This is a genomic window from Geobacillus sp. WSUCF-018B (assembly GCF_002809985.1).
GTDB classification, from domain to species: Bacteria; Bacillota; Bacilli; order Bacillales; family Anoxybacillaceae; genus Geobacillus; species Geobacillus thermophilus.
The window spans coordinates 40,474-55,564 of sequence record NZ_PIJF01000029.1 but is presented as its reverse complement, the minus strand read 5'-3'; the positions used below and the strand labels follow the sequence as shown (position 1 = coordinate 55,564).

General features: G+C 50.6%; 13 protein-coding genes and 2 CRISPR repeat arrays. Of the genes, 1 reads left to right on the top strand and 12 read right to left on the bottom strand.

The window, feature by feature from the left end; all coding sequences use genetic code 11:
• A partial coding sequence (locus CV944_RS17610; protein ID WP_233204990.1) for a hypothetical protein occupies positions 1-190 on the top strand: 190 nt, incomplete at its 5' end.
• A gap of 210 nt (positions 191-400) precedes the next feature.
• Here CV944_RS17610 and CV944_RS10135 read toward each other — a convergent pair.
• The 12 genes from CV944_RS10135 to CV944_RS10075 all read right to left on the bottom strand — a co-directional run bounded on the left by CV944_RS10135 (position 401) and on the right by CV944_RS10075 (position 15,090).
• Positions 401-1,303, bottom strand: coding sequence for an Rpn family recombination-promoting nuclease/putative transposase (locus CV944_RS10135; protein ID WP_044743599.1), 903 nt, complete (start codon positions 1,301-1,303; stop codon positions 401-403).
• Positions 1,304-1,477: 174 nt separating this feature from the next.
• A CRISPR array of direct repeats spans positions 1,478-2,494; the repeat unit is 30 nt; unit sequence GTTTCAATCCCTCATAGGTACGATAAAAAC.
• Positions 2,495-2,676: 182 nt separating this feature from the next.
• On the bottom strand, positions 2,677-3,612 hold the full coding sequence (locus CV944_RS10130; RefSeq protein ID WP_100664129.1) for an AEC family transporter: 936 nt from the start codon (positions 3,610-3,612) through the stop codon (positions 2,677-2,679).
• Positions 3,613-3,687: 75 nt separating this feature from the next.
• Entirely contained in the window at positions 3,688-4,374 is a 687-nt protein-coding gene (locus tag CV944_RS10125) for a response regulator (protein WP_021321534.1), read from the bottom strand.
• Between the two features lie 72 nt (positions 4,375-4,446).
• On the bottom strand, positions 4,447-6,045 hold the full coding sequence (locus CV944_RS10120; RefSeq protein ID WP_100664125.1) for an ATP-binding protein: 1,599 nt from the start codon (positions 6,043-6,045) through the stop codon (positions 4,447-4,449).
• Positions 6,046-6,120: 75 nt separating this feature from the next.
• The gene (locus CV944_RS10115) at positions 6,121-7,647 is read right to left on the bottom strand and encodes a tripartite tricarboxylate transporter permease (RefSeq protein WP_100664124.1); all 1,527 of its coding nucleotides are present in this window, start codon (positions 7,645-7,647) and stop codon (positions 6,121-6,123) included.
• A 13-nt stretch (positions 7,648-7,660) separates the two neighbouring features.
• Positions 7,661-8,116 (bottom strand): tripartite tricarboxylate transporter TctB family protein, encoded by a 456-nt coding sequence (locus CV944_RS10110; RefSeq protein WP_015375035.1) that lies wholly within the window; start codon positions 8,114-8,116, stop codon positions 7,661-7,663.
• A 52-nt stretch (positions 8,117-8,168) separates the two neighbouring features.
• Positions 8,169-9,209 (bottom strand): Bug family tripartite tricarboxylate transporter substrate binding protein, encoded by a 1,041-nt coding sequence (locus CV944_RS10105; protein WP_100664123.1) that lies wholly within the window; start codon positions 9,207-9,209, stop codon positions 8,169-8,171.
• Between the two features lie 372 nt (positions 9,210-9,581).
• The gene (locus CV944_RS10095; protein ID WP_100664121.1) at positions 9,582-10,511 is read right to left on the bottom strand and encodes an Rpn family recombination-promoting nuclease/putative transposase; all 930 of its coding nucleotides are present in this window, start codon (positions 10,509-10,511) and stop codon (positions 9,582-9,584) included.
• A 100-nt stretch (positions 10,512-10,611) separates the two neighbouring features.
• Positions 10,612-10,976: direct repeats of the CRISPR family, unit length 30 nt; unit sequence GTTTCAATCCCTCATAGGTACGATAAAAAC.
• Positions 10,977-11,156: 180 nt separating this feature from the next.
• Positions 11,157-12,317 (bottom strand): mannitol-1-phosphate 5-dehydrogenase, encoded by a 1,161-nt coding sequence (locus CV944_RS10090; RefSeq protein ID WP_100659019.1) that lies wholly within the window; start codon positions 12,315-12,317, stop codon positions 11,157-11,159.
• A complete protein-coding gene (locus tag CV944_RS10085) occupies positions 12,317-12,760 on the bottom strand; it encodes a PTS mannitol transporter subunit IIA (protein ID WP_100659018.1) in 444 nt (147 codons plus the stop codon). The genes CV944_RS10090 and CV944_RS10085 overlap by 1 nt, the downstream gene beginning before the upstream one ends.
• Before the next feature lie 5 nt (positions 12,761-12,765).
• Positions 12,766-14,856, bottom strand: a complete 2,091-nt coding sequence (locus tag CV944_RS10080) for a BglG family transcription antiterminator (protein WP_100659017.1) — start codon at positions 14,854-14,856, stop codon at positions 12,766-12,768.
• Positions 14,857-14,862: 6 nt separating this feature from the next.
• Complete coding sequence (locus CV944_RS10075; protein WP_050367362.1) at positions 14,863-15,090, bottom strand: hypothetical protein; 228 nt, start codon at positions 15,088-15,090, stop codon at positions 14,863-14,865.
• Position 15,091: the final 1 nt, after the last annotated feature.

Here is a 15,091-nt window from a genome sequence, read left to right as displayed (position 1 = left end):
GCATTCAAATAGTTTTTGGATAACTTCTTTCTTTGCCCGAAAACGGGTTTTCAGCGTTCGATACATGGTTTCACCTCCTATGTTTATTGTATTCTATTGTCATCCAAAAAAGAAAGAGAAAAACAGAAAAACCGAACGCCATTCATCCCCCACCTATAGAGGTGGAGGACTTCTGGCTAATTTATGTTAAATTCGTGAGAAAACGGTAAAAAATTAGAAGACTGATCATAAAAGAAAAACGCCGTTCATAAATCGAAAAAGTTCCCAAAACACGGCGTTTCCAAAAACCTCCCCTGGGAACGAAACGTCCGAAGGCTCTAACAAGACGGCCGCCGCCCTTTATGAGGGATTTGACGCCATTGCGGGCGGCGACGTTCGCTCTAGCCAGGGGGCATCCGACTTACTGCCTCACCTTTTCAATCATCTCGACCGGCAGCCCAGTCAGTTCGTGAATCGTGTCGACATCGTACCCTTTCGCCAGCATTCTCTTCACCACGTCGAGCTTCCCTTCCTCGATCCCTTGTTGGCGTCCTTGCTTCATCCCCTGTTCGATTCCTTGTTGGATTCCCTTTTCCATCCCCCGCTGTTCGTATGAGACGATGAGTTCCATCACACGCTTTGCTTCCTTCGTCTCCATTTGGCTCACCTCGTGTCGCAGTTGGATTTCCTCCTCTTCGGATAACCGCAAATACGTCTCGAAAAAACCGAACAACAGCCGCTGTTTCGCTTCATCCAGCTCAAGGCGGACGAGCATGCGCAAAAATTCCTTTTTCACGTCGACTTTCTCATCTTCATTATACCCCATTTTGCTTAGCAAGGCAGCGGCGACAGGGTTGGCATGGCGGATGTACGCGCGCCACGGCAGTTTGCATAGCTCCACCGTCAAAAAGCGGAAGTCAAGAACGGTCAAAAACGGAAACTGCATGACCAATGAGGAAGGTTCGTCGTATTGTTCGTCATAGCTGAAGATGGCGATCGGGAGAATGCGGCGGCGGTATTTTTGAAACAAGCGGCTGAAGTAGAGGAACATTCGCTCGGGGAAGGTCCGCTGGGTGTAGCTTTGATGCTCGACATGGACAATGACGAGCCCGTCTTCCCCTTTCACCTTTGTTTCGACCAACAAGTCGACGCGGTGCTTCTCTCCGGCCGTCACATCGGTGAACAGTTCCTCGGAGAGGAAAGAGAGATGGTGAACGTCAATGTACTCGTACACGTCGGGAAAGAAAAGAAGCAAAAACTCCTCAAAAAATGTCGACAGCAGCTCTTTGAACAACCGGTCATGGTCAATTCGCTTCTTCGCCACGTTTTCCCTCCCTGCAATTGTCGGATTCACCGTACTGTATTCGCTCTTCGCGGCCAAATTCCTTCTTGTTTCCCCCGCGTTTTTTTGGCATGTGCCATTTCGCATTTGTCCTTTTCCTATGTCGAGCGGTAAAACAAGCTGAACTCAGCGGTGGTTCAGCTGAGGCGGGGAATAGTTTCAGTTCCTCGTAGGTACGATAAAAGCAATCAATAAGAAGGTGAAGAAACTTGGCTAGGACGGGTTTCAATCCCTCATAGGTACGATAAAAACCATATATCCCAATATTCAATTCATTTGCAATATCTTTGTTTCAATCCCTCATAGGTACGATAAAAACGGAATTAAAGCCTATTTTGAAACGGTTCTCAATGTATAGTTTCAATCCCTCATAGGTACGATAAAAACTTGAAACAGTCGCACCATCTATTCAAGAAAAAATTATGTTTCAATCCCTCATAGGTACGATAAAAACCAAAATAAAGTGGGTCCAAACGTTTCAATCCCTCATAGGTACGATAAAAACCTAATGTAATCTCCGCGTCAAAATAAGCGTCTAGCGGTTTCAATCCCTCATAGGTACGATAAAAACCTAATGTAATCTCCGCGTCAAAATAAGCGTCTAGCGGTTTCAATCCCTCATAGGTACGATAAAAACTCGTGTTTTCAATCATGATTTCCGGGATGTTGAATTCAGTTTCAATCCCTCATAGGTACGATAAAAACATAACCTCGCTTCGCCACCGCATGGCTTGCCTTTTTGGTTTCAATCCCTCATAGGTACGATAAAAACTCTGTACGACGAAAGGATATACACGAGATACGGAGGTGTTTCAATCCCTCATAGGTACGATAAAAACAAGGGGCGAAGACAAGGGAGGAGTACCTCGAGGAAGTTTCAATCCCTCATAGGTACGATAAAAACATCGCCGAAACGCCCCGATCGGGGTTTTTCACTTCGAGTTTCAATCCCTCATAGGTACGATAAAAACACCTTTACGCGGTTGCATGTCTTAGTTGTATAGATTTCGTTTCAATCCCTCATAGGTACGATAAAAACATCGCGATCCGGGAGCACCAACAAGTGCTGAAAAGAAGTTTCAATCCCTCATAGGTACGATAAAAACGCTTTTACTGCCCAACATGCGGCCCGATCGAAAAGAGGTTTCAATCCCTCATAGGTACGATAAAAACCCAAACCATGTGCGTAAAATCAAGCTTTTCCCCTTTTGGCTGTTTTCAGAATAACACGTTTCAAAAATTCTGTCAATACTGTTCAGCCGTGTTGGCTGTAGGATTTTGACGCGAAAAGACATTGTCGTCGATCCCCCGGGATTTTTGCACGATTGGAGGTCGACGACAACTTGCCCCCGTTTTCATCCGCCAATCGGAAACAGCAGACGGGCCGCATATACTGTGCCTGTCACGGTAATGGCGCTCAACAAGGTCGACACCAACACCGCCTGGGCGGCGTAATCGGGGTGGCAGTCATACTCGAGCGCATACAGCGCCGTATTGCGTGAACATGGATACGAACTGGCAATGAGCAATGCCTGAGCCGTCACGCCATCCATTCCTAATAGAAAGATCAAAGACGCAGCCAACAGCGGCGACAATATCAAGCGCCCGAACACACTCACATACACAAGCGGAGGCAAGGCAGTAAACCGAGCGTAGGCGATTTGCGCTCCCAACGTAAAGAGGGCGATGGCTAAAAACGCGTCGGCGACCCGCTGAAGCGGCGTCCATAAAAATGATGGGATTGGGACGTGAAGCCATCGGCAGATCACACCGAACAACAGCGCGTGAAGAACGGGATTTTTCCATATCTCAGCAGCCCATTTCCCACTTTTCCCGTTTCCTGACACGAACTGATACACTCCATATGTATTGGTCAAGAAGTTTTGAAAAATGGTCACGATGATTTGAATCGTCGCCCCGAGCGGATGTTGGTGAAACACCAGCTGGCTGACAGGAATGCCGAAGTTGCCAGAATTGTTCAGCACAACCGTATTTTGAAACACCGCTGCCATACTTCGCTCCAGTTTGAATAGTTTCGCCATGATCCTACTCAAAACCATCAGCCCGCCGTTTTGCAACAGAAGAAACCCTAAGATAGCCGCTAACACCTTTCCATTCAACTCACTGTCGTACACGTTGATGAATGCGACTGCCGGCAGCAGGACATACATGTTCAATTTGGATAATGTATTGAGGTCAAGACGAAAGAAACGGTGAAGCCCTGCTCCCAAGCCGACAATCAACAGCATAGGAACCATCACTTGCAATACAATTCCGCTAAAAACAGCCAAGACGTTTCCCCCGCTTTCTTTGTGCATATGTCGGCTCGATGTTCCTTGTATAACGTTGTTCAGACATCCCGCCTTTTACACTTTTTTTCGATAAATCCGCTCCGGACGACCGACCGATCCATAGACAATATCGGCTAGCACTTGTCCCGTGGAGACAAGGTATTCTAAATATCGACGGGCGGTCGTCCGGCTTGTGCCAATTTGCCGTCCGACTTCTTCGGCCGTCACTCCATCTTGACACCGTTTCACAACCATCAGCACTTTTTCAAGGGTTAGCGGTTGGATGCCTTTTGGAAGCATAGGCTGATCCCTAACCGGGGCCTCCCGCCCGATCAGTTTGTCGACATCCTCTTGATCGATCCACTCTTTTTCTTTCATCCACTGCTGCATTTTATCATAATATTCTTTATATCGATGCAACGTTTCGGCAAATCGATCAAACATAATCGGCTTGATAATATAATCAAACACCCCGCCATGCAGCGCTTGTTTCAAGGCATCCACTTCTCGTGCTGCTGTGATCATAATAATATCGATATTGGAAAAGCGTTCCCGAACCCATTTTAAAAAAGAGAGGCCGTTCATATCCGGAAAATAGACATCAAGCAACAACACGTCGGGTTGCAGCACCTCTGTCAATTCCCTTGCCTCTTCGGCGTTCGTGGCAATGCCGACCACTTCATACCCGTTCACTTTCTCGACAAAGCGCCGATTGATTTCAGCGATGCGGCGGTCGTCTTCAATAATAAGTACACGAATCATCCCCTCTGCTTCCCTCCCTCCGAAATATTGATGCATAAAGGTGTAGAGGCCTTTTATGGGAAATGCTTTCTTTCAGCATGGGTTGGCACGGCCCGACCGCTTCGGAATAATGACGGTAAACACCGTTCCCTCTCCTTGTTTCGACTGATAGGTGATTTGCCCACCAAGCATCGCCAGCGCCTTCTTGACAAGATCAAGCCCATACCCACGGAGGCCGTTGGCTTTGGTCGAAAAGCCGCGGTCGTATATCCGTTCCGCCACATCCGGATCAACGCCTAATCCGTTATCCTCGACCTCAATAATCAAGTCATCGCCGAGGTCGGTCAAAAAAATGGTCACTCGTTTCTCTTCTTTTCCGTTGTGGAGGACTGCTTCCATGGCGTTATCCAACAAATTCCCGATAATCGTCACCAAATGGTCGCGATCGATCCATGGCGGCACATCGCGAAAACTGCTTTCCCGATCAATTTCAAAGGTGATTTTCAGCTCATGGGCGCGGTTGAACTTGCCAATCAGCAGCCCGCCGATGATCGGATCCGGGATTTCTTTCATGACAAACCGGACGATGTTTTGTTGCAAGTCGGTCTCTTTTGCGATCAGTTCAAGCGCTTCCTCATACGATTCCAGTTGAATCAGGCCAGAGATCAAATACAGCTTGTTGGAAAATTCGTGCGTTTGCGCGCGCAAGGCATCGGCATAACTGCGAAGCTGCGATAACTCTTTGGTCAAGCGATACAATTCCGATTTGTTTCGAAACGTCGATACCGCTCCAATCACACGCCCTTGCTTGTCTTTGATCGGAATGCGGTTGGCAATGACGGTTTCTTCCCCTAACACCATTTCATCGTCAAATTCTGCCTGCCCCGTCCGAATGACTTCAGGCAGCCTCGAGTGGGGAATAAGCTGCAAGATCGGCATTCCCAACACATCGCGTTCGTTCTCATACCCAAGCAACTTCAACGCGGTTTGATTGACCATTGTAATCGTTCCCTCTTGATTGATGGCCACCATTCCTTCGCGAATCGCTTCTAAAATCGCCTGCTTTTCTTGGTAGAGCAAACCGATTTCTTCCGGTTCAAGACCATGAATCGATTTTTTCACCGCCCTGGCGATCGCCATTGCACCCACCGCTCCGAGAAAGAGGGCAAAAACGGAGAAGAGAAACATCTTCATACGATACGACCATACTGTACGCTGAATATCCTCTAGCAAAAAACCAACCGAAACAATGCCGATCACATGTCCGTTTTCATCAAAAATCGGCGCTTTTCCCCGGATCGCCGGACCAAGCGAACCGACCGCCTCCGAAATAATGGCCTTGCCTTTGAGCACCTCACCGTTGTCGCCCCCGACCATCGGTTTGCCGATCCGGTCCGGCAGCGGGTGAGCATAGCGGATTCCCTTACGGTTGCCAATCACTACGTACTCCGCCCCTGTCTTTCGGCGAATATATTCGGCAAACGGCTGCAAGCGCACGGACGGATTCGGGTCGCGGAACGCCTCGCGCACAAGCGGGGTGGACGCAACGGTTTCCGCCACGTTCAGCGCCCGCATGCCGATTTGTTGTTTGATAGTCTCCGCGAACATATGTTGGAATAAAAACGTAAGAAACACGATGACAAACAAAAGCAGCGAACAAATGATCATCATCAACCGTGTTTGCAGTTTCATCGTGCTGTCCTCCAAACGGAAAAATGAAAAGAAAGACCATCCTCCACTAAAGGAAGAAAGCCTTTCTTTCTATTATTACATATCTTCATTGACAATGACGGTTTTTCCTCGTAATTTCATGAAAAACGGCACGGCAATCCACAATAAGGCGATGACCAACAAGACGAGCGAAATCGGCTTTTCAACGAACACGAGATAGTCCCCGTTTGATGCCGTCAACGCCCGGCGCATGTTGTTTTCAATCATTGGCCCCAGCACAAGCCCCAACACAAGCGGTGCCAATGGATAGTCGTGCTCTGCAAGCCAGTAGCCAAGCAGACCAAACGCCAGCAACAGGAACACATCAAACGTCGTCACTTGCACCGCATACACGCCGAATACAGAGATGGCGATAATGAGCGGCAACAAATATTTCGTCGGCGTCTGGATAATTTTCGCGAACACTTTGACGAGCGGCATGTTGAGAATTAACAACATCACATTTCCGATAAACATGCTCGCAATCAATCCCCAGGCGACAGCTGGATGCTCATCGAACAACAGTGGACCTGGCTGGACGTTGTACATAATGAGTGCACCCATGAGGATCGCTGTCGTCCCTGAACCAGGAATGCCCAGCGTCAACAGCGGAATCATTGCGCCCCCAGAAGCCCCGTTGTTCGCCGACTCCGGCGCCGCCACACCGGCGATCGTCCCTTGGCCGAATTTTTCTGGATGTTTGCTGATTTTCTTTTCAAGAATATAAGAGAAAAATGAGGCCAACGTCGCTCCGGCTCCCGGCAGCACGCCGATGAAAAATCCGAGCAGCGACCCGCGGGCGATCGGTCCGGCACTTTCCTTCAAGTCCGATTTGGTTGGCAAGATGCGCCCGATTTTAGCAATTTCCCCTTCGTTCGTTTCCCGATGGAGAATCGCTCTAAACACTTCTCCCAACGCAAACAACCCGACCGCTACGGTTAAAAACTCCAGCCCCCCATACAAATAGGAAATATTGTACGTGAAGCGTGCGACGCCAGAGACGTTGTCGAGCCCGATCGTGGAAAGCAACAAGCCGAACACTGTCATGATCCATGCTTTCGTCATCGATTTGCCAGCCAGTCCGCTCACCGCGGCGAGCCCCAGCAGCATAAGCGAAAAATACTCCGCCGGACCGAACTTCAAGGCGACATTGGACAGCGGCTCCGCTAATAATACAAGGCCGATGAGCGACACAATCCCCGCCACAAACGAGCCGATCGCCGCAATCGCCAGCGCCGCCCCGGCCCGGCCTTGCCGCGCCATTTGGTAGCCGTCCAGCGTCGTGACAACAGACGATGATTCCCCGGGCGTGTTTAACAAAATTGACGTCGTCGACCCGCCGTACATCGCCCCGTAATAGACGCCGGCCAACAAAATGATCGAACTGGCGGCCGCCTGCTCGGGACTCAAACCCGATGTCATCGACGCCGTCACCGGAATGAGCAGCGCCACCCCGCTCATCGGTCCGATCCCAGGAAGCACGCCGACCGCCGTGCCGATCAACACCCCGATAAACGCAAACAGCAAGTTATGCGGCTGAAGCGCTGTCTGAAATCCGTCAAGCAAAAACGATAGTGTGCTCATGATGCCCCTCCCTTCATTGGAACCAAATCGGCCAGCTTGGCAATGTTCCTTGCAACAGTTTCACATAAAGGCCATATACGCCTAACGAAAAACCAGCCGCAATGGCGATCGATTTCCACAGCGCCCCTTTTTCCATCGTTTGAAAGCCGATGACAAGAAAGAGAAATGTCGTGATCACATATCCAACCGTTTCAAGCAACGCCGCATAGAAAATGGCGGCGATGAAAATGACAAGAAACTTTTTATATTGCCGCGGCAGTTTCTCCCCTGTTGCGCCTGAATAATTTCTTGTCTCAAACAGCAGTTTTATGCTTAATAAAACCAACACAAGTCCAAGCAAAAACGGAAACACATTCGGCCCGACAGCGCTGCCGTAGGCGCTTTTCGATATGCGCAAACTTTCCACCATAAACAAAGCACCCACAGCCAAAAACGCCACCGCCGCGATCCGGTCAGCCGTTTTGTTCATCGCTTTCCCTCCCGCTTTTGGAAAAAGGGGAAGAATGCTCTTCCCCCTCGAGTTATTTATGCATCCCAAGCGACTTCAGCAGGTCGCCGATTTGCTGCTCCTGCTCTTGCAAAAACTTCGTAAATTCGTCCGAATTGCGATATTCCGCCGCCCAGCCTTGTTTTTGCAGCTCTTCTTTCCATTTTTCATGCTCAGACAGTTTTTTCAATGTCTCTTCCCAAAACGCTTTTGCTTCCGAAGACATTTCCTTCGGCCCAAAAACCCCGCGCCAAATCGTAAATTCCGCATCAACGCCAAGCTCTTTCATCGTCGGCACGTCTTTCAGCACTCCGCCAAGGCGCTCTGGAGCGGAAACCGCCAACACCCGCACTTTGCCGGCTTTCAAATATTCGCCAACCGAAGACGCATCCGTCGCAATCACATCCGCATTGCCGCCAAGCAGCGCAGCCATCGCTTCCCCGCCGCCATCGTACGAAACATACTTGACTGATTTCGGATCGATGCCCGACTTATAGATCGGCAAAATCGCGACTAAATGATCCATCGAACCTGGCGCCGATCCTCCGGCTACCGTGACCGATTTCGGATCTTGTTTAATGGTATTAAGCAAGTCGGTTAACGTTTGAAATTTCGAATCCGCCTTCACAACAATCGCGCCAAAGTCCTTCGTCAACTGGGCGAGCGGTGTCGTGTCTTTGTAGCCAAACGGGCTGTTCCCTTCTTTTTTCAAGTTGTTGATAATAATCGGCGGGGAGTTGACAAATAGTTTGTAATCGTTTTTCACATCCTGGGTAGCGTATTCGGCCATAAAGACTGCCCCGCCGCCGCCTGGTTTGTTTTCAACCGTCATGGTCTGTTTGACGAGCCCCGTCTCATCCAACACTTTCGTAATCGCGCGGGCCGTTAAATCCCAGCCGCCGCCCGCCCCAGACGGAGCAACAATCGTAATCGGCTTCGTCGGATAGTTTGAGGCCGATGAGCCAGAGTTTGAACCGGACGATTTCGACCCCGCCGATTCATTGCCCCCACAGGCCGCCAAAGCCAGTGTCATCATCCCTGCAGCGAGCAATCCCCACCATTTCGTTTTCTTCATTTCTCCCTTGCCCCCTTGTTTTTTTGATAACGTTTTCAAACTCAACCTTACCATGCCCCAGGGTGAACGTGAAGTTTTTGAAAATAAAATGAATTTTGTGCATTTTGTTCATGGACGTATAATCAACATGACCTGATATGGCCAAGACGCCTCGGGGAACGCTGGAGTCTCAAAGCAAAAAAAGACCGCCAGCCTTCAAGGCCGACGGTACATAAAACGTTGGCACGGTACATACTTTCTGATTTTTGTTCCTCCTCTTTCATGTGACCGGACGATCATCCGTTTTCTACAATCGATCACTTACGAATCAGTGATTTCCTCTACCTCTTTTGCCACCGCCAACCGTCCTCGTTAGATAGCCGCCTCTTGTGTTTAATTTCCCTGCTCTTCAAGCAATTCCCAAACATCTTGCTCTGGAAGATCCACCAACCGAGCAATATCTTCCACCTTCATTCCTTTGCGCGCCATGTTGCGGATCAGTTGTTTCATTCCTTGCTTCATTCCTTGCTTCATTCCTTGTTTCATTCCCTGTTTGATCCCTTGTTCAATCCCTCGTTTGATCCCTTCTTCCAACCCCTGTTTCCTTCCCTTTTGCTCATAGGAAATGATCAGCTCCAACACTTGCTCTTTTTCTTTCGTTTCCATCGCCCTCACCTCTCTTTGTAGTTGTTGCTCTTCCTCCTCCGACAGCTTCACATATGTTTCAAAAAAGCCCAACAAGAGCCGCTGCCTCGCCTCATCCAGCTCCAATCGCACCAACATGCGCAAAAACTCTTTTTTCAACTCAATTTTCTCACTTTCAGTATACCCCATTTTGCCAAGGAGGGCAGCCGCAATCGGATTGTCATGCCGGATATAGTCTCTCCAATGTTTCTTGCGCAGCTCCACGGGGAAAAAGCGAAACTGCAGCACGTCGCCAAAGGGAAACGCGATTGAGAACACGGACGGTTCCTCGCGGAGGGTGTCATGGCTGAAGACAGCGATCGGAACGATGCGGGTGCGGTATTTTTCAAACAAACGGCTGAAATAGATAAACATGCGCTCTGGAAACGATGGTTGCACGTAGCTTTGATTCTCCACATGAACAATGATCAGCCCGTCTTCCCCTTTCAGCTTCGTCTCGACCAATAGATCGACGCGGTATTTTTCGCCTGCCGTGACATCGGTAAACAGTTCTTCGGACAAAAAGGACAAATGGCGGAAATCGATATGCTCGTGGATGTCGGGGAAAAAGAGAAGGAGAAACTCTTCGAAGAACGTTTGAATCAGCTCTTTGAACAATCGGTCATGGTCAATGGCCATTCGATCACCCCTCTTTGAACGTGTTCGATTCTATCCATTCGCAAGCAGGGGGTGAAAATCCTGCATCGGGGACAGAAAAAGTTGTACCGTACTGTATAGCGCTTCAGTCCCCCACAGGTACGATAAAAACGTATTCCTGTACCACGTGATTTAACTGTTGAACAGATGTTTCAATCCCTCATAGGTACGATAAAAACACAAAAGCAAATGACAGCCCAGCGATCAGACCCGCAGGTTTCAATCCCTCATAGGTACGATAAAAACTTTGTCCAACCGGGACAAAATAATTTATGTTCGACATGTTTCAATCCCTCATAGGTACGATAAAAACTTTGGCCAAGATGTAAAAACTTTTTCGTTTGAAGGGAGTTTCAATCCCTCATAGGTACGATAAAAACTCATTGATCGCGTAACGTTGCAAAACGACGTATTGAAGTTTCAATCCCTCATAGGTACGATAAAAACCCAAACCATTCGCATAAAATCAAGCTTTTCCCCTTTTGACTGTTTTCAGAATATCACGTTTCAAAAATTCTGTCAATACTGTCGAGCCGTGTTGGTTGTAGGATTTTGACGCAAAAAAACATTGTCGTCGATCCCCCGGGATTTTTGCACGATTGGAGGTCGACGACATTTGCAAGACGGTCAGTTTTTGTTTTTCTCCATTCTTCCGTACTCGTCCTTCACCGCCGCCACGAGCGGGTGCCCACTTTCAAGCCCCGCGTATTGCCGAAGCGCGCCTTCGATTCCATGTTGGGCGATTGTTTGTTGAAGGGCGGCGGCTTCCACGTCGCGGTCGTCATCGAACCGCAGGAGGGCGGCGATTCCTTTAGCCAAGCCGTGCGGGACGTTGCCGAATAAGGCGCAATATTGCACGGCTGGCGCGACGAGGCGGTCGTTCGGCCCAAGTTTGCGGATCGGCGAGCGGGCGACACGGATGATGTCGTCGGACAGCGCCGGGTTCATGAAGCGCCCGATCGTCGTCTCGATATACGCGCGGTGCTCATCTGCCTTCCAACCGTGCTTTTTCACCAACACCGCTCCGGATTCGCTGAGCGCCTGTTCGACATCCGCCCCAATGGCGCTGTCTTTCATCGCGTCTTGCACGGTTTCGTATTGCTTGAGGTAGCCTAAGTAGGCGGCAAGGGCATGGCCGGTGTTGACAGTAAATAACTTTCGTTCAATATACGGCCCTAAGTCAGCGACAAAATGCGCTCCTTGAATCGGCGGAACCGCGCCGATGACGTTGCGCGTTTCAATCGCCCATTCGAAAAACGGCTCGACCGTCACCGCCAGCGGATCATCGTTCGTTTGGTTTGGCACGATGCGGTCAACCGCGCAGTTGAGAAAGCCGACCGACTCGCCCGCCAGCTGTTGTTCGGCTTCGGAAAGATGGGCAAACACGTGCTGCTTCAACGTCTCCGTGCCGCCGATCATATTTTCGCACGCAATGACATGAAGCGGAGCTTGCCGGGCGGCCAGCCGCTGCTTGAGCCCGGCGGCGATGACCGGGGCGATGGCCGGCAAAATGTGCGGGCCGACGGCGGTCGTGACCAAATCAGCGGCGGCGATCGCCGCGATGACTTGCTCCCGCTCTGTTTGGCTGTTCAACGCCGAGACGCCGCGCACCCATTGTTCTTCTCGCTGCTCGCCGGCGACAATGACGCGATACTCCCCCCGCTCCTTGAGCAGGCGGACGATTTGTTCGTTGACATCGACAAAAACGACCTTATATCCCGACGCTGCCAGCAAGCTGCCGATAAAGCCGCGGCCGATGTTGCCAGCGCCAAAATGAACCGCCTGCATCAGCCGTTCACCTCATGGAGCAGCGCAAGAATGTCTTCTTCTGTTTTGGCGTTCGCCATCGCTTCGACATTGTCCGCTTCCGCACAGACGAGCGCCAGTTTTGACAGAATATCCAAATGCTCCCCGTCTTTGCCGGCAATGCCGATCACGATCAGAGCCGTATTGCCGCCGCCAAAATCGACGCCGCCCGGGACTTGCACGATCGAAATGCCGGACTGTTTCACGAGCGCTTTGGCTGCTTCCGTTCCGTGCGGAATGGCGACATTGTTGCCGATATACGTTGATGTCAGTTCTTCCCGCTCAAGCATCGCATCAACATATGCCGGGGCGACATATCCTTGCTTGACCAACACCTCGCCAGCAAGGCGGATCGCCTCTTCTTTCGTTTTTGGTTGCGCATTGAGCACAATGTTTTCTTTGTTTAAAATCGAATGGGTTACCATCGTTTTCACTCCTTCATTGATGTCCAGTAATGATCAAAAAATTGCTCCAAATGGGCGCTGACAAGTGAATACACTTCTTCCTCGCCGCCATGCGTCAAAACGGCAAGGCTTTGCTCATCTTTCACCAGCAAGGAGCTGACCTCGCTTAATACAGCGAGCATCTCCTTATCGGCATCTGATGGCCCAAGCAGCAACACAACCGTGTTGATCTCCATCGGCTCCCCGTCCATGCCGGGCACCGTTTGCGGCGCATCAAGTCGGTACATCGTCAGAGATGGACGAAGGACAGCGAAGCTTCGAGCGTGGTAAAGCGCCAGCGTCGTGCCAGGGACGCCAAGCCCGCCAAGCGACTCGCGGCGCCGCAGCTCCTCGATGACGACATCGGCATCGACGATGACGCCACTTCGTTCAAGACGGCGGCACGCGTCCGCCAATAGTTCATGAACAGAGCGCCCCTTGACCACCTCGAGGGAAAAACCGTCCAACAGGTGGACGATCGTCTCGCTGATGCGCCGGACCGCCTTCATCGCCTCGAGCGCTGGCCTGTTTCTCTGTGCGATTGACTCTTTCCTCATCCGCTTTTCAGCGGCTGATTTTCGCTCTAAAAATTCACGGATTGCCCGCGCTTCCTCTTCCGTCAACATCGGGCTGACGGTGAAATATGGGCCGCCTTCATCGGCCAGCGGCACGGTCGAGACGACAAGGTCATACGCGCTTGCATCTTTCTCTTTCCATTCAAACACGGACGCTTGTTCCAGCGAAACAATGTCCGGAATCTCTTTTTTCAGCCTCGTCGCTAAAATTTTCGCCGTCCCAAGCCCGCTCGAACAAATGACGAGCACCCGCCACCCTTTTCTCTCCCGCATGAGCGCGGAGGCAAAATGGAGCACTAAATAGCCGATCTCCTCCTCAGGCATCGGGACGTTGCCAAACAGTTGCTTTGCCCCTTCTGCGACAATGGCGAACAGCTCCGCATAGTCCCGCTTAATTTGCTCAAGCAGCGGATTGGATACCCCCATCCCGTGCTCCAAGCGGTACAGGGCTGGCTTCAAGTGGACGACCAAATCTTCATACAGCGTGCGGTCGGCGGACAAATCGACGCCAAGTTCGCGGCTGACAAAGCGGATGAGTTGCTGCGCTTTCATGCCAACCGCCAAACTTGCCTCCTCCATCATCGTCCCTTGGCGGCTGCGCCATTTCGCTCCCATCAAGTGCATCGTCATATAGCCGATCTCCTCGCTGGGGATGGCAACGCCAAAGACTTTTTCCAACGATTCGGCGAGCACGCGAGCGATTTCGTATTCGTTCGTCGCTTGAAGCGTCTGCAAATCCCGCGGATCGAAGTGGATCGCTTCTCCCCGCTTGATGCGCTCGATCGCTAGAGCCAAATGGACGACAAAGGCGATGTACGAGCTATCGGCCATCGTAAACGGGAGCGTTTCTTTCACTTGCTCGATTTGCTGCTCAATGATGGCGAGCTTTTTTCTGTCCACAAGCCCGAGCAGCTTCTCCGCCACGGTGTCAAGCGGAGCGTCCGCTCGTTTTTGGATCGTCTCTTTCATCAATGCCAAAAATTCGTGTTCATCAACATGGCGGAACAACAAATCGCTCATCAAGCGCCGTTTCGCCGATTCTGAACCGGCCAGTTCCACCCCGTATCCACGCTTGCGGATGAGCGAAAGTCCATACGTCTCGATTGTTTGTTCCAATTTGTCCAAATCAAAGCTGACGGTCGCCACCGTCACATTCAAGTCGTTCGCCAATGAAACAAGTTTCACCGGCTCGGCCGCTTCCAACAGGGCGATTAAAATCATGAGCTGCCGCTCTTCCGGTGTATATTCATGATGGGAAAGACGGAGCAGCTCTGTGGCCAGCGCCTGTTTGTTTTCTTCCCTTCCGATGAGCCGAACGCCGACTCCTGCCTTTTTCACCAACTCCAGCCCGTAACGACGCAACACCGATTCGAGCCCTTGCAAATCGCGGTGAACCGTACGGGCGCTGACATTCAGCTCCTCGGCCAGTTCGCCGACGGTCAAATCACGGTCGCTTGCCAACAAACGCTCAAGCAGCTTCCGCTCCCGTGCCGATACGTACATCGCCGTTCACCTCCCATCTTCGGTCGTATTGTTGACAGGTTTAAATTGGCCAATCGGTTCTTCATCTCTTATTGTAAGGGCTTTTTTCTTGATTTGACAATGAAGAGATGTTTCATTTTCGTCATTGTTATTGTTGACAGTTTTTAATTTCACATTCATGATTCCTTTTTCGGCGCCAAAACCAACCCTGCTGGCCGGAAAACCGACTCGAAACAGCAGGCTGCCGTAAAACAAA

Bases quoted from the DNA above. Each gene is read 5' to 3' on its own strand.
- CV944_RS10125 (WP_021321534.1), bottom strand. From the start codon at position 4,374: ATGATTCGTGTACTTATTATTGAAGACGACCGCCGCATCGCTGAAATC.
- CV944_RS10080 (WP_100659017.1), bottom strand. From the start codon at position 14,856: ATGTACGTATCGGCACGGGAGCGGAAGCTGCTTGAGCGTTTGTTGGCA.
- CV944_RS10085 (WP_100659018.1), bottom strand. From the start codon at position 12,760: ATGGTAACCCATTCGATTTTAAACAAAGAAAACATTGTGCTCAATGCG.
- CV944_RS10090 (WP_100659019.1), bottom strand. From the start codon at position 12,317: ATGCAGGCGGTTCATTTTGGCGCTGGCAACATCGGCCGCGGCTTTATC.
- CV944_RS10095 (WP_100664121.1), bottom strand. From the start codon at position 10,511: ATGGCCATTGACCATGACCGATTGTTCAAAGAGCTGATTCAAACGTTC.
- CV944_RS10110 (WP_015375035.1), bottom strand. From the start codon at position 8,116: ATGAACAAAACGGCTGACCGGATCGCGGCGGTGGCGTTTTTGGCTGTG.
- CV944_RS10120 (WP_100664125.1), bottom strand. From the start codon at position 6,045: ATGAAACTGCAAACACGGTTGATGATGATCATTTGTTCGCTGCTTTTG.
- CV944_RS10105 (WP_100664123.1), bottom strand. From the start codon at position 9,209: ATGAAGAAAACGAAATGGTGGGGATTGCTCGCTGCAGGGATGATGACA.
- CV944_RS10115 (WP_100664124.1), bottom strand. From the start codon at position 7,647: ATGAGCACACTATCGTTTTTGCTTGACGGATTTCAGACAGCGCTTCAG.